The 19,725-nt window shown below is 52.1% G+C and carries 18 protein-coding genes; 9 read left to right on the forward strand and 9 right to left on the reverse strand.

The features are described 5' to 3' along the window. Positions 1–163: 163 nt before the first annotated feature. Together M2403_RS22165 and M2403_RS22170 are read right to left on the reverse strand one after the other, a co-directional pair. Positions 164–1,102, reverse strand: coding sequence for a sugar kinase (locus M2403_RS22165; protein ID WP_259230967.1), 939 nt, complete (start codon positions 1,100–1,102; stop codon positions 164–166). Positions 1,103–1,306: 204 nt separating this feature from the next. Further along, positions 1,307–1,510: a 2-hydroxymuconate tautomerase family protein gene (locus tag M2403_RS22170; protein WP_208951243.1), complete on the reverse strand. Its 204-nt coding sequence runs from the start codon at positions 1,508–1,510 to the stop codon at positions 1,307–1,309. A 278-nt stretch (positions 1,511–1,788) separates the two neighbouring features. On the opposite strand from M2403_RS22170, the gene pdeH reads away from it, so the two are divergent. After that, a complete protein-coding gene (pdeH, locus tag M2403_RS22175) occupies positions 1,789–2,565 on the forward strand; it encodes a cyclic-guanylate-specific phosphodiesterase (RefSeq protein WP_152323650.1) in 777 nt (258 codons plus the stop codon). Between the two features lie 212 nt (positions 2,566–2,777). Beyond that, complete coding sequence (locus M2403_RS22180) at positions 2,778–4,832, forward strand: AsmA family protein (RefSeq protein ID WP_259230968.1); 2,055 nt, start codon at positions 2,778–2,780, stop codon at positions 4,830–4,832. Between the two features lie 37 nt (positions 4,833–4,869). Here M2403_RS22180 and M2403_RS22185 read toward each other — a convergent pair whose 3' ends face one another. From M2403_RS22185 to M2403_RS22200, 4 genes are all read right to left on the reverse strand, one after another. Next, the gene (locus tag M2403_RS22185) at positions 4,870–5,637 is read right to left on the reverse strand and encodes a CDP-diacylglycerol diphosphatase (protein WP_165060818.1); all 768 of its coding nucleotides are present in this window, start codon (positions 5,635–5,637) and stop codon (positions 4,870–4,872) included. A gap of 60 nt (positions 5,638–5,697) precedes the next feature. Then, entirely contained in the window at positions 5,698–7,020 is a 1,323-nt protein-coding gene (locus M2403_RS22190) for an MFS transporter (RefSeq protein ID WP_259230970.1), read from the reverse strand. A 287-nt stretch (positions 7,021–7,307) separates the two neighbouring features. After that, positions 7,308–8,432, reverse strand: coding sequence for an inner membrane protein YhjD (gene yhjD / locus M2403_RS22195; RefSeq protein ID WP_259230971.1), 1,125 nt, complete (start codon positions 8,430–8,432; stop codon positions 7,308–7,310). 84 nt (positions 8,433–8,516) lie between these two features. Further along, the gene (locus M2403_RS22200) at positions 8,517–9,416 is read right to left on the reverse strand and encodes a LysR family transcriptional regulator (RefSeq protein WP_165060821.1); all 900 of its coding nucleotides are present in this window, start codon (positions 9,414–9,416) and stop codon (positions 8,517–8,519) included. Between the two features lie 125 nt (positions 9,417–9,541). Between M2403_RS22200 and M2403_RS22205 the strand changes: the two genes are divergently transcribed. Then, positions 9,542–10,300: an SDR family NAD(P)-dependent oxidoreductase gene (locus M2403_RS22205; RefSeq protein WP_165060824.1), complete on the forward strand. Its 759-nt coding sequence runs from the start codon at positions 9,542–9,544 to the stop codon at positions 10,298–10,300. A gap of 23 nt (positions 10,301–10,323) precedes the next feature. Here M2403_RS22205 and M2403_RS22210 read toward each other — a convergent pair whose 3' ends face one another. Next, entirely contained in the window at positions 10,324–11,070 is a 747-nt protein-coding gene (locus M2403_RS22210) for a flagellar brake protein (RefSeq protein ID WP_259230973.1), read from the reverse strand. 271 nt (positions 11,071–11,341) lie between these two features. Between M2403_RS22210 and M2403_RS22215 the strand changes: the two genes are divergently transcribed. From M2403_RS22215 to mqo, 6 genes are all read left to right on the forward strand, one after another. Beyond that, entirely contained in the window at positions 11,342–12,400 is a 1,059-nt protein-coding gene (locus M2403_RS22215; RefSeq protein WP_259230974.1) for a GGDEF domain-containing protein, read from the forward strand. A gap of 91 nt (positions 12,401–12,491) precedes the next feature. Continuing rightward, positions 12,492–13,070, forward strand: a complete 579-nt coding sequence (locus tag M2403_RS22220) for a cytochrome b (protein ID WP_165060829.1) — start codon at positions 12,492–12,494, stop codon at positions 13,068–13,070. Positions 13,071–13,101: 31 nt separating this feature from the next. Next, positions 13,102–13,644, forward strand: coding sequence for a tetratricopeptide repeat protein (locus M2403_RS22225; RefSeq protein WP_259230975.1), 543 nt, complete (start codon positions 13,102–13,104; stop codon positions 13,642–13,644). A 79-nt stretch (positions 13,645–13,723) separates the two neighbouring features. Beyond that, positions 13,724–14,179, forward strand: coding sequence for a sigma-70 family RNA polymerase sigma factor (locus M2403_RS22230; RefSeq protein ID WP_405047851.1), 456 nt, complete (start codon positions 13,724–13,726; stop codon positions 14,177–14,179). Then, complete coding sequence (locus M2403_RS22235) at positions 14,176–14,961, forward strand: anti-sigma factor (protein ID WP_217152597.1); 786 nt, start codon at positions 14,176–14,178, stop codon at positions 14,959–14,961. Before M2403_RS22230 ends, M2403_RS22235 begins: the two co-directional genes overlap by 4 nt. Before the next feature lie 302 nt (positions 14,962–15,263). Next, positions 15,264–16,907, forward strand: a complete 1,644-nt coding sequence (gene mqo / locus M2403_RS22240; protein ID WP_152323637.1) for a malate dehydrogenase (quinone) — start codon at positions 15,264–15,266, stop codon at positions 16,905–16,907. 199 nt (positions 16,908–17,106) lie between these two features. Here the strand turns inward: mqo and M2403_RS22245 are convergent, their stop codons facing one another. Together M2403_RS22245 and M2403_RS22250 are read right to left on the reverse strand one after the other, a co-directional pair. Beyond that, complete coding sequence (locus M2403_RS22245) at positions 17,107–18,276, reverse strand: helix-turn-helix transcriptional regulator (RefSeq protein WP_259230976.1); 1,170 nt, start codon at positions 18,274–18,276, stop codon at positions 17,107–17,109. A gap of 92 nt (positions 18,277–18,368) precedes the next feature. Continuing rightward, positions 18,369–19,538 (reverse strand): MFS transporter, encoded by a 1,170-nt coding sequence (locus tag M2403_RS22250; RefSeq protein ID WP_254302933.1) that lies wholly within the window; start codon positions 19,536–19,538, stop codon positions 18,369–18,371. Positions 19,539–19,725: the final 187 nt, after the last annotated feature.

Genomic DNA, 19,725 nt, shown 5'->3' on the forward strand with positions numbered 1-19,725 from the left:
CTTGCCTGCGGTAGCGCGCAGTAAAAAGACGTGGGAGATCCAAGAGGGGCCCGTCATGGCCCCTTTTGGGCGGTTTCGGCGCAGCGAGTTAAGTGATCACTGCAATAAAGAAACCGAAATACCCACGGTCAATTTTGGCAGCCCCACTGCAAGTGAAAAATCGTTATACCCGCTCTGGCATAAACTCCACAGGAATGATCGCCCCGCGATGCTGAATCACAGTACTCGCAGTCTCATGCCCGCGCACGGCGGCTTCCACCGCGCTGCCACCGGTTAACCGAACAGCCAGATACCCGGCGCTGAATGAATCGCCCGCCGCAGTGGTATCAATCACTTTCTCTTTCGGTAATTTAACCGCCGGAACGTCGTGCAGTTCGCCTTCGGCGCTGGATACGATGCAGCTGTCAGCGCCGCGTTTTACCACGACTTCACTGACGCCAAGCGCGTGGGTGCGGGCTATCACTTCGTCGTACGGCTTCTGGCCCCACAGCATATCTTCGTCATCAAGCGTCAGAAATGCGATGTCCGTGCAGGAAAGCATGGCGTTGTAAGCCGCCTGCGTTTGCTCTTTGTTCGCCCATAAGCGCGGACGGTAGTTGTTGTCGAAAATGACTTTTCCGCCGCGTGAACGACACGCTTGCAGCAGTGTCATCAGACGTTTACGGCTTTCATCGTTCAGAATTGCCAGGCTGATCCCGCTCAGATACAGATAATCAAACTCTGCCAGCTTCTGGCAAATCTCTTCGGATTGCGGGCTGTCGAGCCAGTAACGCGCGGCGGCATCGTTGCGCCAGTAGTAGAACGTGCGCTCACCGGTGCTGTCCGTTTCAATCACATACAGGCCAGGTAGTTTGTGTTCCAGACGCTGCGTCAGCGCGGTGTGGACACCTTCCTGCTGCCACGCCTGCAACATCTCATTGCTGAAACTGTCATTGCCGAGCGCTGTCACGTAGTGAACGTTCAGCGCTTCAGGCGAAACCTGGCGGGAAATATAAACAGACGTGTTCAGCGTGTCGCCACCAAAACCACGGTGAAGGGCATCGCCTTTCTGAGACAATTCGATCATGCATTCGCCGATAACGGCAATATTTTTGCTGGTCATTGTACCTGGCCTATGTCTGAAACATTAAAACGAAAGGAAAGAAAAGACCGTCATTATTGCGCTCTAGTCTCTTCATAAGAATGCGGTCAGTCAAATAAATTAAAACGAGGTTTTATTTTTTTAGGCAGGAAGCGGAAAAATGAAATAAAAGGAGGGTAAAAGTGGAAGCAGCAGAACTTCCACCTGGGCATCACCGTGGGAAGGCTACTGGCTTTCTTTACGCAGTTCGGTCACCGGTCGGCCCCCGATCCCCCAGTTATCGGTATCGACTTCATCAATGACCACAACCGTGGTGGCCGGATTTTTACCCAGCGTATCGGCCAGCAGCTGGGTCACGCCGGCGATAAGTGCCTTTTTTTGTTCGACGGTTGCGCCTTCTCGGGTGATTTTGATATTCACGTAGGGCATTTTTTTTCTCCGTATCGGGTAAGCAAAAGGGAAATAACGTGGGGTCAGTTCTCCACTGTAGAAGCGGATGAAAAGAACCGCCAGCCAGCCTTTTTGGTTTTTTATGCGGGCAGAACGGCGAGAAATGCGGAGTGATTAAAGTTTCCCCGCGCAGCGCCGATAGATATCTCTACTAATGAAAGCCAGGAAATCGGGCTACTAATCACCTTGTAGTCACGCAACACATGTTGCCGCATGTCCCCTGATGATCTGATTCTTATTCATGACGGCAGAAAAATATGATAACTAAGATGATGTTAGGGCTGATTACGCCTTCTTTTACCGCTATCGAACGCGTAAAAGCACAGTCTTACTGGCGTCAATGTCAGAGAGTGTACCGTTTTCAGCCGATTTATCGCACTACAGGAAAACTGTTGGGGATTGAATTGCTGACCGGGGTTTTCCACCCTGCGAACCCGCATAAATTCATTTCGCCCGAAGAATATTTTGTCGCGATCGCTGTCGGTAAACGCCTGCAAATCGTTCAGGAACAACTTAACCTGTTGCAGCGCTGGCAAAATCTGTTCATCGATAACGAATTACTGGCCTCAATCAACGTCGATGGTCAGGTGCTGGAAATGTTGCAGTCTGATTCTGCGCTGCAAGCGCAAATCAACGCGATGCCATACGTCCGTTTTGAACTGGTCGAAAGTGCTGAACATGCGCTGAGCATTCCGTTGTCCCAGATTGAACAATCCGACCGGTTATGGCTCGATGACTTTGGTCAGGGCATTGCCAACTTCTCTTCCTTCACCACCTGGCACTACGAATACATCAAAATTGCCCGCGATTTGTTTATTCTGCTGGGTCAGAGCGAAGAAGGCTCGCGCCTGTTTTACACGCTGGTGACGCTGATGAAGCGCTACAGCAAAGGCGTCATTATCGAAGGGGTCGAAACCGCCGCTGAATGGGCGATGGTGCGTAATTCTGATGCGCTGGCCGCTCAGGGCTATTATCTGGCGCGACCCGTTGTTTTCGACCATCTGGATAATCTGCCAATACATTTCAAAGGATAATGAATCACACCTAACTCGCTGAGGCTAAGTCTCAAAATGCCGGGTGAGTTGATGTGGTGTGATGCATTATCATCACGCTGATTTTTAAGGCGTTATCACTGCCCCTCCTTCACGTTTTATCCCTCCTGATGCAGACCGTTTCCGGCAAGCTGTGACGAATTCAACTATGGTTAAACTCTGGGATTCGTTAACTGTTTGAAAGGAACAGCGTTATGACGCGCACAGGTAAAGTGATCTCCTGGGTTGTCGGTGTGATTGTTATTCTGTTGATTGCCATCGTGATTTTCATCGCGATGTTCGACTGGAACCGCCTCAAACCCACGATAAATCAAAAGGTCAGTACTGAGCTCAACCGGCAATTCGCGATCCGCGGTGATTTGGGCGTGGACTGGTCGCGGCAAAAAGATGAAGCGGGCTGGCGGGCGTGGGTTCCCTGGCCTCACATCCATGCGGAAGATATCGTGCTCGGAAACCCTTCCGACGTTCAGACCGGCGAAAAAGACGCGCAGATGGTGAAACTCGCCCGCGTTGATGCCAGCATTGCGCCGCTCGCGCTGCTGCACAAAGAAGTGCTGATACCACGCATCTGGCTGAAACAGCCGGATGCTTCGCTGCTGCGTTTGGATAATGGCAAAAATAACTGGACGTTCAATCTCGCTAACAGCGACACCAAAGACCCTGCGCAGCCGCCATCAGCCTGGTCATTTACTCTCAACGATATCGTGTTTGATCGCGGGCAGATTGACTATAAAGACGCCAAACTCAAAGCCGATTTCCGCGCCGTAATTGATCCGCTGGGTAAACCGCTGCCGTTTACGGAAGTGGTCGGCGATAAGAAAGATGCGCCGAAAACCAAAACCCCGCCTTACGTGTTTGGCTGGAAAGTGGACGGGAAATACAACGGCGAATCCCTGTCGGGCAGCGGGAAAATTGGCGGAATGCTGGCGCTGAAAGACCCTGACGCGCTGTTCCCGTTACAGGCGGATGTGCGTTCGGGGAAAACCCGCGTAGCCGTCGCCGGGACATTGCAGGATCCGATGAACCTCGGCGGTCTGGATTTACGCCTGAAATTCTCCGGGCAAACGCTGTCTGATTTGTACGGTCTGACCGGCGTCCTGCTGCCGCAAACGCCGCCGTATTCTACCGACGGCCATTTGTCGGCGACATTGCACGGGAAGAACGGCGCCATTTACCGTTATCAGAACTTTAACGGCGAGATTGGCGACAGCGATATTCACGGCTCGCTGACCTATGAGGCCAGCAAACCAAGGCCAAAACTGACCGGCGACGTGGTGTCCAAACAGCTGCGTTTTGCTGATCTCGCGCCGCTGATCGGGGCCGATTCCAATACGGATAAAGCGAAACGTGGCGAAACGACCCGTCAGCCTTCTGACAAAGTGCTGCCGGTAGAGAAGTTTGATACCAAAAGCTGGCGCGTGATGGACGCGGATGTGAAATTTAGCGCCAAACGTATTGAGCACGGTAAATCGCTGCCGCTGAGCGATTTAAGCACGCACCTGAAACTCACCGACGGCGAAATTCTGCTCGACCCTCTGCGTTTTGGCGTGGCGGGCGGTAATCTCAATTCCACCATCCGGCTGGAGGGCGACAAATCGCCGATGCAGGCGCGTGCGGATATTCATGCGCGTAAGCTGAAACTGAAACAGTTGCTGCCGAGCGTACAGTCGATGGAGCGCAGTCTGGGCGATCTCAACGGCGATGCGACGCTGACCGGGACCGGGAATTCGGTGGCCGCGTTGCTCGGCACCAGCAACGGCGACATGAAAATTCTCATCAACGACGGCGTGATCAGCCGGGGTCTGATGGAACTGGCCGGGCTGAACGTGGGGAACTACGTGGTCAGCAAATTGTTCGGCGATGACGAAGTGGCGATCAACTGCGCCGCCGCCAACGTGAACGTCAAAAACGGGCTGGTAACGCCACGGTTGTTTGTGTTCGATACCGAGAATGCGGTGATCAACATTACCGGTAGCACCAATATGGCGACGGAACGTCTGGATTTGTCGATCAACCCCGAAAGCAAGGGCGTGCGTATTCTGACGCTGCGTTCACCGCTGTATGTCCGCGGCACGTATAAAAATCCGGACGCCGGTGTAAAACCCGGCCCGCTGATCGCCCGTGGCGCTGCTGCCGTCGCGCTCGGCGCGGTCGTCGCCCCGGCCGCTGCATTGCTCGCACTGATTTCCCCAAGCGACAACGAAGAAAACCAGTGCGGTCCGATATTGCAGCAGATGAAAGAGAAGTGATTGATACGCTCCTCCCGGCGAAAGGGAGGAGCTGATTTCACCGGGGCACCGGATCCAGTACTGCGCAGCTATGATCCTGGATTTCTTCGGTCGAGGCGTTGTTGAGTTTGAGTAAATCGCGCTCGCTGGCGAGCAGCAGGAAGTCGCCGCCCGGCAGGCTGACCATCGCCATGCCGAAGTGGCCCATTTTTTTATCTGCGTCCGGCACGCCTTGCGCCAGAATTCTGAACGCGCCTTTCTCATTGAGCTCGGCGGGCGTCACTTTACGCGCCAGGTACGTGTGGCCCAGCAGTTTGTCCGGCAGTTCCTGCCAGTTGTATCCCATCTGCGCGCCCTCTCTGGCCAGCGTAGTTTTTACCTGCGGCAACAGACAGGAAATATGGATGTGCAGTTGATTCTGCGAGCGTCCGTATTGTGAATTAATCGCCAGCGAGATATTGCTGTCATCAATCGGTTTGCCGTATTTATCCGCCATAAAATGCCGCGCATTCCAGGCCTGATTGAAAAAGTTCGGCGTTTCCGGCTCCAGCAGCGCCGGGCTTTCCATACCGGTGATCCGCGCGCTGGGCATCAGTAAATACTGCAATGGCCCGTTCAAATCCTTCAGCACCACAAATCCGTGTTGTTCATCCACCTGCGCGCAGGGATCGGGTTTGCCCGTGCTGCGCTGATTCGGCACGCATTTTTTGCTGATGATGTTCCACAAGGCGTTAGGATTGGAAGAGTGGGGCCAGAAATACCAGAAAGCGGCGGCAATGATGATAAGCAGGAGCAGGGCAGGCAAAACTAATCGTCGTAAACGCATAAGAAACCTTCGCAGAAGGCACCGTGCCAGGCGAAAAACCTGGCACGGTGTCCGGATCAGTTACAGCGACTGATGGGCAGTTTCTTTGGACAGCAGCAGCGCGATCAGCGTCAGCGTTGCCATAAAGGCCAGATAAACGCCCACATAGAACAACCCGTAATGAGTTGCCAGCCAGGTGGCGATGTACGGCGCGACGGACGCACCCAGTATCGAAGACACATTATAGGAGAAGGATGCGCCGGTGTAGCGGACTTCTGTCGGGAACAGTTCAGGCAGCAGCGCGCCCATCGGACCAAACGTCAGCCCCATCACCATAAAACCGCACAGCAGGAAGACCATCACCAGCGCCTGCGAGCCTGAACCGAGAATGGTCGGGAAGCACAGTGCGAAAACAATCATCAGCAAGGTAATGCAGATCATCGTTTTGCGACGCCCAAATTTATCCGCCAGCTGACCGGCAATCGGTACCATTACGCCGAAACCGACCACGCCAATCATCAGCATCAGCAGGAATTCATTACGCGGAATGCCCAGGCCCGCGGGCTGAGCTGCCGTGCCGTAACCCAGTGAATACACGGTCATGATGTAGAACAGCGTATACGTTGCCACCATGATGAACGTGCCGAGCAGGGTCGCTTTTTTGTATTTGGTGAACAGCATGCCAATCGGCACTTTTACCTGTTTACCGGCTTTGGCAATTTTAGCGAAGACCGGCGTTTCGTGAAGGGAAACACGCACGTAAAGGCCAACCAGCACCAGCACCGCAGAAAGCAGGAACGGCACGCGCCAGCCCCAGGAAATAAACTGTTCGTCGGTCAGCAGCCAGGACAACAGCAGGAACATCCCGTTAGCGAAGAAGAAGCCAATCGGCGCGCCAAGCTGCGGGAAAGAACCGTACAGCGCGCGTTTTTTCGGTGGCGCATTCTCCGTTGCGAGCAATGCCGCGCCGCCCCATTCGCCGCCCAGACCGAGACCCTGACCAAAACGCGCCAGCGCCAGCAGCATTGGTGCGAAAACGCCAATCGTCGCGTAAGTCGGCAGCAGGCCAATGACAACGGTGGAAACACCCATGGTCAGGAGGGACGCCACGAGCGTCACTTTACGCCCTACGCGGTCGCCGAAATGCCCGAACAGCGCGGAGCCAATCGGACGCGCAATAAAGGCGATAGCGAATGTGGCGAGCGACTGTAGCGTGGCGGCCGTCGGGTCGCCCTGCGGGAAGAAGATGTGCGGGAACACGATCACCGCAGCGGTGGCATAAATGTAAAAGTCGAAAAACTCGATGGCCGTCCCGATCAGCGACGCAACGATGACTTTTCCGCGTGAGTTCTGATTCACCAGGTTGGCGTCAGCTTCTAATTCTTGAGCGATGGAGGCTTGCATAAGTGTTTCTTATTTGTTGTTGATGAAATAGAGGGTTTGTAAATAAATGTGTGGTGAAAGGGCATCTTATGCACAGCCAGACGGGTTTTCAACGAGGGAGAAATGCCTAAAAACGGCATTTCGGGCGGGATCGGGGGAATCTTTTTTGGCGTTGCCCGTTTGCAAATCATAAGTTTGCTCAATGGAACAAATTCAGAGTAACTGACTGCAAAACCGTGAAATAAAAGTACGGCCATTAGTCAGTTATTCTGGTTTTAAGGGCAGTGAGAAGTGCTATCTGGTGTTATTCACTGCTTTTTGACTTCTCTTCCAGAGTTAACGGCGGTTATATGCATTTCATCTGGCACGATGAGGTCGTCAGGCGTGTATTCGCTGTCGTTTCCCGACGTCGTTTTGGCCGTTTTTGCGCCTTTTTTCCCGTGATCGGGCATTACCGGGTCATCTTTGTATTTCGCGGTGGCAATCCACGCGGCGACAAACAACGTCAGGCGGGCGAAGAAATAGAAGAACGCCATCAGGCCAATGACCGACCCGAACGCCGCGCCGGAAGGCGAGGTGGCCAGTTTCGGCAGTGTCATGGTCATCACGAATTTAATCACCTCAAAGCCAATCGCCGCCAGCAGCGTGCCGCGCAGCAGGGCTTTCTTGCGCGGTTTATGGCGCGGCAACATCCAGAAAATCCACAGGAACAGCAGATAGTTGGCCGCAATGGAAATTACCAGCGCAATACTGGTCATCACCGGTCTCAGCCACTCGATACCGCCGAGCCCCAGCGCATCTACAATGGTTTTTTGCGCCGCACCGGCAATAGACGTCAGCGACAGCGTGATGATCAGCGCCAGCACCAGCCCGGTCAGCGAAATAAAATCGCGAATGTAGCGGCGGTAAATCTTCTCCTGATCCTGCGGATTGCGTTCCCAGACGTCACGCGACTGCGCGCGGATCGCCTCGCGCAGATTTCCCATCCAGCTGATGCCGGAGTACAGCGCAATCAGCAGGCCGGATAACCCGACGGCGGTGCGTTGCTGAATGGCCGTATTGACCGTGCTTTTCAGCGTATTCGCCAGATTCGGGTCGCTGATGCTGTTCACGATTTTATTGATGAGACCGGCCAGCAGATCCGGATTGGACGCCAGCACGAAACCCACGGCGGCGAAGGAAACCATCAGGATCGGGATCAGCGAGAGGAACGAGAAATAGGTGATCGCCGCACCAAACTGGCTGCCCAGACGATCGTTGAAACGTTCCGTGGCCCGCAGCAAATGCGCGACCCAGCCCCAGGACTGAACGTATTCCACCAGCCGTGAGAATCTGCCGATGTTTTTATCCACCGTCGAATTGCCGGTTTTGATGTTAATCAGCGGGGCGGGTGTTTCCTGTTTTACCGGTTCTTGCTTAGAAATAATGGGCATTGATCCATGTTGTCCTTAAAAGTGCATCCAGCCTTAAGTATAGACGCCTGAGCCGTCCGGGTGATGTCTGGCGGGTTTAACCGCTCAGGCAATGAACGTTTGGGTTATATCTGTCAGCCAGTCCATGAAGACTTTGACGCGCCGCGAAAGGTTCAGGCGGTGCGGATAAACCAGCGTCACGGGCATCGGCGGCGCACGGAACTGCGGCAAAATACTCACCAGCTGGCCACCCGCCAGCGCGTTACGAACGCCAATCAGCGGCGCCTGAATAATCCCCAGACCGGCCACGCAGGCTGAAACATAGGTTTCCGTGCTGTTGACCGTCACCGCACCGCCGCTTTTGACGGTTCTCACCTGCTTGCCGTCGAGATATTCAAACGCAGACGTATGGCTGCCGAGCGTTTGTTCGTAATGCACCATCGCGTGCTGCGCCAGCTGATCGGGATGATCCGGCGTGCCGTAGCGTTGCAGATAACCGGGGCTTGCGCAGTTAATCACGCTCAGATGCCCCAGCGGGCGGGCGATCAGGCCGGAATCCTTCAACGTGCCGCTGCGCACCACGCAGTCAAACCCTTCGCGCACCACATCCACACGGTGATCGGTACTGCTCAGTTCGATTTCCAGCGCCGGATAGCGGTTCAGAAACTCCGCCAGACGCGGCAACACCAGATGCGTCGCCATGCCGACCGACATATCCACGCGCAGCCGCCCGCTGATGCTCGCCGGGTTCGACTGAAACATCGATTCGAGTTCGTCCATGCTCGAAAGCAGTTCTTTGCAGCGCTGATAAAACACCTGACCGTCCTGCGTAAGCTGAACGCGGCGCGTGGAACGGTGCAGCAAACGGGCGGACATGCGGATTTCCAGTTGCTGGACCAGCCGCGACACGCTGCCTTTGGGTAATCCCAGACTTTCGGCGGCGCGGGTAAAATTGCTCAATTCCGCGACGCGAACGAAAACCTTCATTGATTGAATTTTATCCACATTTTGCCCGATTGTTGTTGGTTTTGAGACAGTGAAACTCATTATGGACTATTTATCATTACAGAGGAGTCCAATAGGCTGTGTTTTAAACAACGAAAACCTACCAAATGCCAATGAGGTCTGAAATGAATCGTAAAATCGCTATCGTAACCGGCGGAAGCCGTGGTTTAGGCCGGAATGCCATTGAAAAATTGGCGAAAAAGGGGGTAGACGTCATTTTCACTTACCACAGTCAGATCGACGCGGCGAAAGCCGTGGTGCAGAACGTGGAAGCCTCAGGTGGAAAGGCGGTGGCTTTAGCGCTCAATACCGGCGAAACCGGTTCGTTTAATGCGTTTGTGGCTGATGTGAAAACGCAGCTTCAGCAGGTCTGGCAGCGCGAAACTTTTGATTTTCTGGTCAACAATGCGGGCGTAGGGCTGCATGAAGCGTTCACTGACACCACCGAAGAACAGTTTGACCTGATGATGAATGTCCATCTGAAAGGGCCGTTCTTCCTCACGCAAAAACTGTTGCCGCTGATGGCCGACGGTGGCCGTATTCTGAATATTTCCAGCGGTCTGGCGCGGTTTGCGCTGCCGGGCTCTTCGGCTTACGCCATCATGAAAGGCGCAATCGAAGTGCTGACGCGTTATCAGGCGAAAGAGCTGGGCGCGCGCGGTATCACCGCCAACGTTCTGGCACCGGGAGCGATTGAAACGGATTTCAGCGGCGGAATGGTGCGTGACAATCCGCAGGTGAACCAGATTGTCTCCGCGAACACCGCACTCGGGCGTGCCGGTTTGCCGGATGATATCGGCGGGATGGTGGCGCTGATGCTCAGCGATGAAGCTGGCTGGATGAACGCCCAGCGCGTAGAAGCGTCGGGCGGAATGTTTATCTGAGCCGTTTCTCTCAGATCTGAACGTTAACTTTCCTGGAAACGTCTGGCTTTGAGATGTTGCTGTTTTTCCAGCTCGAAAATCGCCCGTTGCAGGTCACGTTCCTGCGCGGGCGACAAATGCGGAAACTTAAAACTCAGCCGCTGCGTGCTGACTGTTTCGCCTTTGTTGCTGACAGATTTACGCGGCATCGAGCCGATATATTGCAAATCCAGCTTGAACGAGCCGAGTTCCGCCAGCTGAATCAGCGAATCTTTCAGCACCGCGCCGGAAGCCATTTCCGGTGGCGTTGTGCCGTCAATTTCCAGACCAAGACCGCCGAGGGAAATATCGCGCACGCGCCAGGCAAACTCTGAGGCATCCGGCAGCTTTCCGCTGCAACGGTAATCCGGCAGCCAGGGAACGTTCACGCGGAAATACTCGCGGCGCTGGATAAAATACAGAACGGGGGGAATGTCGCAGGTAAACGTCGGCAAACTTTCGTACGTCACCTGACGTACCTGACCGCAGGCAAATTCCACTTTCGCACCTGCAGGTTCCGCGACAAAGTTCAGCGTCCCGGCATTGATCGCCAGACCGTTTTCATAATCTGAGCTGCCCAGATCGAACAAAAACTGATGGTTGTCAGAATCAACGTCCAAAATTTTACTGATAAATTGCCCGCGGGCGTGACTGACCATGACCAGCGTCTGGTTCTTCTTCAAGTCACGCAGTACGGACAAGATTGCCAGCGTGTTCCGCTTAGCAAACGACTCTCGGGATACTTCGCTCACCTGCCACACCTCTATATGCAATGATCACAATATGTTCGTACAGCCCTCGAAATAAAAAGTGCCTATTACGGATATCGGTTATTCAAAACAAAACTTTAATGTGTAATAACGGGTATTTTCTCCGGCTTAAGATGAAATTCCGCCGAAGACAGGCCGGAGTTGCTGCCGTCTTCACTTTATATATAGGCTATCTTTCACACTATCGAAGGTTATTTTCCGCCCTTGTCACGGATTTTTTGTTGTCCGGTTCGCAACGGGTTTCAGGAGTTGTATGGAACAAGTGATCAAGTCGCTGGATGCGCTTTACATTAATATTTGCGTGACTTACGCCAGCCTGGTGTTTTTCTATTTTTTCCTCAGCAGCGACAGCCCGCTCGGGCCTAACTCCCCGCTCTACAAGCGTGTGTTGTTCGGAGTTCTCTGCGGCGCCGTGGCGGCTTTTCTGGATCGCGATTTGTTCCGACTCAGCGGCACGGTGTATTACAGCTTTGAGATGATCCCGCTGGTGATTTGCGTGTTCTACGTCGGCTGGTTCAGCGTGCTCTGTGGGTTTATGCTGAAATTCTTCCTCACCGGAATGTTCACTATCGATAACCTGTTTGTCGCGGTGATGATTGCGGGCATCTGCTATTTCCGGCCATGGCGCGACAACAACATCCGCACCTTCGCTATCGCGACGTCGATAGTCCTCGTGATCCGGCTGATTGTCTCGGCCCCTTATCTGAATTCCTGGGCAATTATCTGGAGTTCACTTGGCTACCAGCTGGTCACGCTTTTTTGCATGTTTATCTGTTACCACGGGCTGGGAGGTAAATTCCGCTACGTGCGCGCGTTCTTCCGCGAGAAAGAAAACTCGTCGATGGATTTCCTCACCAAAACCTTTAACCGTATGGGGCTGGAAGAACACCTGAAAGCGGTGCAGAAAAACCACAGCGGATTCGGACTGGCGATGCTGGATATCGATTTCTTCAAGAAAGTGAACGATACCTACGGGCATGCGATCGGCGATGACGTGCTGGTGCGCGTGGCGAATGTGGCGCGGATGATGCTGCGAAAAGACGACGTTCTGGCGCGTTTTGGCGGCGAAGAATTTGTGATTCTGATTGCCAGCGGCAACACGTACGAATGCGTGAAATGCTGTGAGCGTATCCGCCGCGCGGTCGAAAGCACGGTCTTTACCAACGCCGACGGCGAACCCTTCAAGATCACCGTATCGCTGGGCGTGGCGAACTACCAGCCAGACAAAAGTTGGCAGGAAAATATCATTGTGGCCGACGGTGCGCTGTATCAGTCGAAAACCAACGGACGCAACCGGACGACCAGCTTTTAACGATTTCTGAAAATTATTTTTCCCTCATACCGAATAAAAAGCGGTGCTCAGGTGTTTACCTCATATCGAACACTTACGGGCACCGTTTTTTATGCAAACTTCCACTTCTGTTTCCCGCCACCGTTACGACGGGCTGACCATTCTTCTGCACTGGCTGACGGCGCTGTGCGTCATTTTTCTGTTTGCCAGCGCGCATATCTGGGAAGTGCTTGAGCGCGGCACGCCGCTGCGCAAAGGGCTGCAATCCGTGCATATTTCTGTCGGGATTTTACTGGCGGCGATTATCCTCGGGCGTTTGCTCTGGCGTCTGTTTACGGTCAGCACCGGGCGCAGCAAACAGGAACCTGTCGCCATGCCGGTGATGATGAAAGCGGCGGCGCATCTGACCCATCTGGCGCTCTACATTTTGCTGGTCACGCAGATCGTGCTGGGCTTTTTGTTCCGCTGGTCTCAGGCCGAGCCTTTCTACTTCTTCGGGCTTTTCCCCATTCCTGACGTTTTCAATTTCGACAGTGTGATGACCCGAACCTTCGGCACGTTACACAACAATGTGGCCTGGGCGCTGATTGTTTTGGCGGGCGTACATGCGCTGGCCGCACTGTTCCATCACTACGTTCTCCGCGACGGCATTTTGCGCCGCATGCTGCCGGGCCGCGTCAGCCGCCCGTAAATAATCTCTCCCCTACAGGAAGACAAAAACTATGAAGACAAAAACAGTGATTCAGGCGTTGTCGGTGGTGTGTCTGGCGGGTAATTTGCTGATGTTCAGTGTCGCCGCGCACGCGATGGGTGATGATTCTGATGAGAAAAAAACGCCGGACTGCCCGAAAGGGCAAATCTACGACAGCAAAACCAAAAGCTGCATGGTGGATAAAGGCGGCATGATTTCCGATCAGGACAAAACCCAGTACGCCTACCATCTGGCGAAATCGGGCCGGTATCAGGAAGCGCTGACGGTGCTCGACACGCTGAAAGACCCGAACACCAAAGAAGCCTGGAACTATCGCGGCTACGCCACCCGCAAACTCGGGCGTACCGACGAAGGCATCCGCTATTATCAGAAGTCGATTGCGATTGACGCAAATTACGCCAAAGTCCGGGAATATCTCGGCGAGGCTTATATGATTAAAGGGCGTCCTGATCTCGCGAAAGCGCAACTGGCGACCATCAGAGGCCTGTGCAGCACCGGCTGCGAAGAGTATCGCGATCTGAGCGCGGCTATCGACGGACATCCTGAATCCTGAAACGGGGAAACGCTAAATTTCACCCACCGACTTACGTCATGAACTGAGTCAGTGTCTGGCGCGTCTGTGGCGTTACGCGATGGTGTTATCGCGCAAGCCGGACGTGGCAGATGATCTGGTGCAATCGACCTGCGTGCGGGCACTTGAACGCTGCGCGCAGGTGGTTGATCGCGCCGGTGCCGATCGCTGGTTCTTTTCGATTCTGCATTCCATATGGGTCAACGAACTCAGGGCGCAGCACGTCCGCCAGGGGCAGGGATTTGTCGATGTCAGTGAAACCGACGTGCCCGCCGATGCGTTCTCTTTTGAAGACCGGCGCTGGCATACGCAGGTGATGCAGCGGGTGAATGCCCTGCCGGAAGCCCAGCGGAACGCGGTGTTTCTGGTGTATGTCGAAGGTTTTACCTATCAGGAAGCGGCAATGACGCTGTCAGTGCCTATTGGCACCATTATGAGCCGTCTGGCGGCTGCCCGGCTTTCGCTGGCAAAAGACACCGGTTCCGGCGCTCAGTCACAACAGGGAGAGAAAAAATGACCCGCGAAATCCCGCAAGCGCCATTCTCCGATGAAGTTCTGGTCGCCTACCTCGATAACCGGCTGAGCGAAAATCAGCGGGCGCAGTTTGATGCACGGCTCGCCGCAGACGACCTGCTGGCCGGACGTCTGGAGCAGATGGCGCGCAGCAATTTACCTTTCCACGATGCGTTCGGGTCGATGTTGCAGGACGCGCCGGTGGGGCGTTTGCAGGCAGCTTTGGACGCGATACCGGATGCACCGGTTGCCCGTTCGCGCGGATTCAGCCGCCGTGCGTTGCTGGCGGCGTCGGTCAGCTTTATGGCCGTCGGGCTGCTCGCCGGACGCTATTCCGCGCTGCTTTCCGGCGAATCTTCCAAAGACAACTGGCGTGATCGCGTGGCGGATTACATGTCGCTGTACACCGCGCAGACACTGGCGGACGTGAATGACTCTGCTGAACAACAGCAAATTCAGCTGGCGCGGGTACATAAAACGATGGGCATCGGGCTCAGCCCGGCAGCGCTGGAAGTGCAGGGCGCTGAGCTGAAAAACGCCCGTATTTTGCATTACGACGACTACGATATTGCGCAGATCACTTACCTTGATGCGCGCTACGGGCCGATGGCGCTGTGCATTACCCGCAGCGAACACCGGAATAATACGGCGCAGGAAAGTGAAATCCGGCAAAAAATGAACGTCGTTTACTGGCGCGAGGCGGGTTACAACTTCATGCTGATCGGCCACAGTCCCGCAGCCGTTATGGCCGCGCAGGCCGCGGCTTTGCGGGCTAATCTCGCCTGAGTAGTTTCTCTCCGAAACTAACTTATGTAATTATTTAAAGTATTAAACTATTTTTAATGCACGTAACGACGATGTTAAATTGTTTACGAAATCTCGATAATATGAGTATTCGGTAACATTTGTGTGGTTGATTTGTCGTTGTTCACCGCGGTTTTCGTTACTCCCCATTATTGTCCTTTCAGACTCTGAGGAAATAATCGCTTATTTCCCCACCGCACCGGGTTGTTGATTTCGTTTATCCAGGGAATCTGGATAGCTTTCACCTGCAAAACTAAAACTAAACATTCAGAGAAACAGACGTCATGAGAAAGATACTCGCCATGATCCTCTGCCTTAACGTGGTTGCATTCAGCCAGTCAGCGTTCGCAGAAGATGAAAAGCCCGTTGATGTGTTACTGATCGGCGGCGGCATTATGAGCGCGACGCTGGGGACATACCTTCAGGAATTAGAGCCGGACTGGTCAATCGACATGGTCGAGCGTCTGGACGGTGTGGCGCTCGAAAGTTCCAACGGCTGGAACAACGCCGGTACCGGGCACTCTGCGCTGGCTGAAATGAACTACACGCCGGAAAAAGCCGATGGCAGCATCGACATTTCCAAAGCGGTCGAAATCAATGAATCCTTCCAGATTTCCCGCCAGTTCTGGACTTATCAGGTACAGAACGGCGTTCTGCACAACCCGCGTTCCTTCATCAACAGCACGCCGCACATGAGCTTTGTGTGGGGCGATGACAATATCAATTTCCTGCGTAAACGCTTCGCGGCGCTGCAACAAAGCACGCTGTTCCGCGGCATGGAATATTCAGAAGACCCGGCGCAAATCAAACAGTGGATCCCGCTGGTGATGGAAGGCCGTGACCCGAAACAGAAAATCGCGGCGACCCGTATTCCGATCGGCACCGACGTGAACTTCGGTGAAATCACCCGTCAGCTGGTGGCCTCGCTACAGAAAAAACCCAACTTCTCACTGAGCCTCGGCCATGAAGTGCGCGGTATCAAACGTAACCCGGATAACACCTGGAACGTGACGGTGGCTGACCTGAAAAATGACGGCAAAGAAAGCGTCATCAAGGCGAAATTCGTCTTTATCGGTGCGGGCGGCGCGTCCCTGACCCTGTTGCAGGAATCCGGTATTCCTGAAGCGGATAACTACGGCGGCTTCCCGGTTGGCGGCCAGTTCCTGGTGACTGAGAACCCGGAAATCGTGAAACGCCATCTGGCGAAAGTGTACGGTAAAGCTGCCGTCGGCTCCCCGCCGATGTCCGTGCCGCACCTCGACACCCGTATTCTTGATGGTAAACAGGTTCTGCTGTTCGGGCCGTTCGCGACCTTCTCCAGCAAATTCCTGAAAAACGGTTCCCTGTGGGATCTGTTCGGCAGCGTCAACTTCTCCAACATCATGCCGATGACCCACGTGGGTATCGACAACTTTGATCTGGTGAAATATCTGGTCAGCCAGGTGATGTTGTCCGACGAAGACCGTTTCGATGCGTTGCGTGAATACTTCCCGGATGCGAAGAAAGAAGACTGGCGCTTGTGGGAAGCCGGTCAGCGCGTGCAGATCATCAAGAAAGATGAGAAAGAAGGCGGCGTTCTGCGGCTGGGCACTGAAGTAGTCAGCTCCAAAGATGGCAGCATTACCGCGCTGCTGGGCGCATCACCGGGCGCGTCTACCGCGGCGCCGATCATGCTGCACCTGATGGAAAAAGTGTTCAAAGACAAAGTTGCGACGCCGGAATGGCAGGCGAAACTGAAGGAAATCATCCCTTCTTACGGCACTGAGCTGAACGGCAACGTCGCCGCCACCGAGAAAGAACTGGGCGACACCAGCCGCGTTCTGATGCTGGACAACCCGCAACCCAAAGCGGCGGAACCTGCACCGGCGGCAGAGACAAATGCTGCACCGAAAAAAGAGCAAAAAGTCGTCGCTGACGTCGCGCTCTGACCGAATTTATTAAGCAGTGATTTTGAAGGCGCGGGAGACCGCGCTTTTTTGTTTCTGCTTTCCACCATTTCCCTGAAAATACGGAAATATAAAAAATGCGCGGAACTAAGACCGATGTGCTTACAGAGGCTTCAGTGGTTGGCACCCTTCGCCTAGATAAAATGTGAAGGAATAAAAAAAGTAACTTATTTATCAAAGGTTAGTTTTGAAATATGGAATCATGCAATGAAGATGATATCCATTTGTTTTCATGAAGAGTTTGAATCTCTGTTTCCACAATAATCTCCAGATAACAGACAATCCGCACCAATTGGATTTGGTTTCTAATGCCTATTTTCTCATATATAATATTACGTTGACTTTTTACTGTGTTAATTGAAACCCCATTTTGGGTCGCAATGTCGCTAAGCTTACTCCCATTCCCCAAATGGGTAGCAACGTTGGCTTCCCTAAGTGTGAGATTAAAAAGCGTACATAAAATAGATTCACTACGAACATTATGGAATGGATCACATATAATTAATGTAGCATTATGATCATTTGACGATATTGAATTGTTAGCCACTATGCGAACCAGATAAAACCTATCCCTGTCGCGCTGGACTTTTATTAATTTTGTGTATTGATTGGTTGCGGTGAAAATATCCACCAACGATTTCTTAAACAGAAAATGGCTATGGCTGTCTTGCATTTTTATATGGTTTTTCTGAAGCAATATACCATCTTCTCTGACGAGTATTCCATGCCCTTCTGAATTCATTTTAATGAGTCGGCCTGACTTCGATATATTAATGATTGCAGTTGCTGAATTACTGAATGCATCAGGTACATCTGTTTCATTTAGAGATTGATTACATAACTGTAAATGTACATTTAGCGCAGTTCTGAGAAGCGGAGATAATTGAGATATGGTATCAGAATCTGCCACTTTAAATTCTCCACGGCGAGGATCACTTCGTACAGCTAGAATTCCCCGGTCTCCATTTTGAGAGTAAAAATTGACAAGTAGTGCATCTTTATATCCAAAGGACTGAAAAGAAGATCTATGAACTTTGCCCCATTCAGGGTCTTGATTACATAGGTCAGCCATAGTAAATCCGGTATCCAGTTCGTATCGGGTGACTCTTTCAGATATAGGATCATGATAGCTTCTTTTTTTAAGGTAAAAATCAGAGAAAAAACTATCAACTCCGGTATGACAAATCAAATCTACAGGTTTTTTTGTGTTGCTTATTCGTAATGAAAGGGAACTAGATGAAACACAAAATAGAGCATTAATGTTATTAAGTACTCTTTGAATTGAGTATTGGGTATCGTCCACTCCGTAAAGTGGACGCAATACTGAAGAAAAGATATCACGACTTTCCATATCTGATACCTATCTTAATAAGTTGTTGGGCTGTTGGCTGTATATTTTCATAGCATGTTCCTTCACACTAATCGATCACATTGATTTACTATTTATTCTACTTTATCAGTAAAACCATGTTTACGCGCTAAAAATGTAATAAAAAAAGCAATAATCAAGAGGCCTGTGACAAAATATGGCAGAGATAACACCCCTGTTTTCATTAAGAGCGCCCCACCCAGGATACCTCCCCCACCAATCGCAATATTCCAAATAGTCACCATCATTGATTGGGCAACATCAATAGCATCACTCGCGGTCTTTACTAATGCGGCCTGCAAAAGGGTTGGAGCGCCTCCGAAGGCGAAACCCCACACGGCTATAGACGCATATATTGACCAGCTTTGACTTGTTACCGTTAGTGCGAAGATTGATACTGCAAAAAGTAAAATGCTTAATATCATCGATTTTCTAGGCCACCGGTCAACGGTGAGACCGGCACCCCAGACACCTGCCAGTGCGGCTATGCCGAAAATAAATAATACTAAATCAATATGTTCCGATAGCCCTATATTTGAAATAAATGATGCGATGTAGGTGAAAATTGTATTATGGGCAAGAATGAAGAGTAGCGTTACAAATAAAACAACTGATACACCTTTCATTTTTGCTACCTGAAAAAGAGAAAGGTGTTCACGTTTTTTTTGGCCTGCCGCATCTGGCACTGACATAATAACCCAAAGAAACAAAATCATAGTAAGCGCACTCATAACTATAAAGTCAGTACGCCAACCTATTAATCCTGCAAGATATGAACCTGTGGGTATACCAATTGTCAGGGCTAAGGGGGTTCCCAGCATTGCAATTGCAATCGCACGCCCGGCAAGATGAGGAGGTGACATGCGAATGGCAAACCCAGCAGCTAAAGACCACACTAATCCGGCAAAAACACCACCAAAAAAACGTACCACTAGAGTCAGCATATAGCTGGTAGAAAATGCTGTGATTATATTGACGATCGCAAATCCAAAGATAGCCAGTAACAATAAAGGTTTGCGACGCATACCTTGAGTTAAAGTAATCAACGGAATTGCACTTAACAATGAACCCGCAGCATAAACAGTTACCAGCTGGCCTCCGTAACTAGCAGAAATCCCAAAGTCTTGGCTAATCCATAGCAAGAGCCCCGCAGGCATGGCTTCCGTCAACATTGTGATAAAGCAAGCCATAGACAAAGCCAATAAACCAAACCAGGGTAATTTATCTTTTGAATAATTATTCATGTCAAAATTTTTCCTACCTTAGAAGAAGATGGTGCAAAAAAATCCATTAGAAATTCATTCCTAAAAAATATCACTCTCTTGCATAGAAGAATTGAATCGCCACGGGTTTAACAGACACCTCGGAGTCATTTAAGATGACTTAAAGAGAGGTGCCCATGAGCGGTAAACGTTATCCCGAAGAGTTTAA

It is taken from the genome of Rahnella sp. BIGb0603 (assembly GCF_024808755.1).
GTDB lineage: Bacteria > Pseudomonadota > Gammaproteobacteria > Enterobacterales > Enterobacteriaceae > Rahnella > Rahnella contaminans.

Bases quoted from the DNA above. Each gene is read 5' to 3' on its own strand.
- M2403_RS22165 (WP_259230967.1), bottom strand. From the start codon at position 1,102: ATGACCAGCAAAAATATTGCCGTTATCGGCGAATGCATGATCGAATTG.
- M2403_RS22170 (WP_208951243.1), bottom strand. From the start codon at position 1,510: ATGCCCTACGTGAATATCAAAATCACCCGAGAAGGCGCAACCGTCGAA.
- pdeH (WP_152323650.1), top strand. From the start codon at position 1,789: ATGATAACTAAGATGATGTTAGGGCTGATTACGCCTTCTTTTACCGCT.
- M2403_RS22180 (WP_259230968.1), top strand. From the start codon at position 2,778: ATGACGCGCACAGGTAAAGTGATCTCCTGGGTTGTCGGTGTGATTGTT.
- M2403_RS22185 (WP_165060818.1), bottom strand. From the start codon at position 5,637: ATGCGTTTACGACGATTAGTTTTGCCTGCCCTGCTCCTGCTTATCATC.
- M2403_RS22190 (WP_259230970.1), bottom strand. From the start codon at position 7,020: ATGCAAGCCTCCATCGCTCAAGAATTAGAAGCTGACGCCAACCTGGTG.
- yhjD (WP_259230971.1), bottom strand. From the start codon at position 8,432: ATGCCCATTATTTCTAAGCAAGAACCGGTAAAACAGGAAACACCCGCC.
- M2403_RS22205 (WP_165060824.1), top strand. From the start codon at position 9,542: ATGAATCGTAAAATCGCTATCGTAACCGGCGGAAGCCGTGGTTTAGGC.
- M2403_RS22215 (WP_259230974.1), top strand. From the start codon at position 11,342: ATGGAACAAGTGATCAAGTCGCTGGATGCGCTTTACATTAATATTTGC.
- M2403_RS22220 (WP_165060829.1), top strand. From the start codon at position 12,492: ATGCAAACTTCCACTTCTGTTTCCCGCCACCGTTACGACGGGCTGACC.
- M2403_RS22225 (WP_259230975.1), top strand. From the start codon at position 13,102: ATGAAGACAAAAACAGTGATTCAGGCGTTGTCGGTGGTGTGTCTGGCG.
- M2403_RS22230 (WP_405047851.1), top strand. From the start codon at position 13,724: ATGGTGTTATCGCGCAAGCCGGACGTGGCAGATGATCTGGTGCAATCG.
- M2403_RS22235 (WP_217152597.1), top strand. From the start codon at position 14,176: ATGACCCGCGAAATCCCGCAAGCGCCATTCTCCGATGAAGTTCTGGTC.
- mqo (WP_152323637.1), top strand. From the start codon at position 15,264: ATGAGAAAGATACTCGCCATGATCCTCTGCCTTAACGTGGTTGCATTC.
- M2403_RS22245 (WP_259230976.1), bottom strand. From the start codon at position 18,276: ATGGAAAGTCGTGATATCTTTTCTTCAGTATTGCGTCCACTTTACGGA.
- M2403_RS22250 (WP_254302933.1), bottom strand. From the start codon at position 19,538: ATGAATAATTATTCAAAAGATAAATTACCCTGGTTTGGTTTATTGGCT.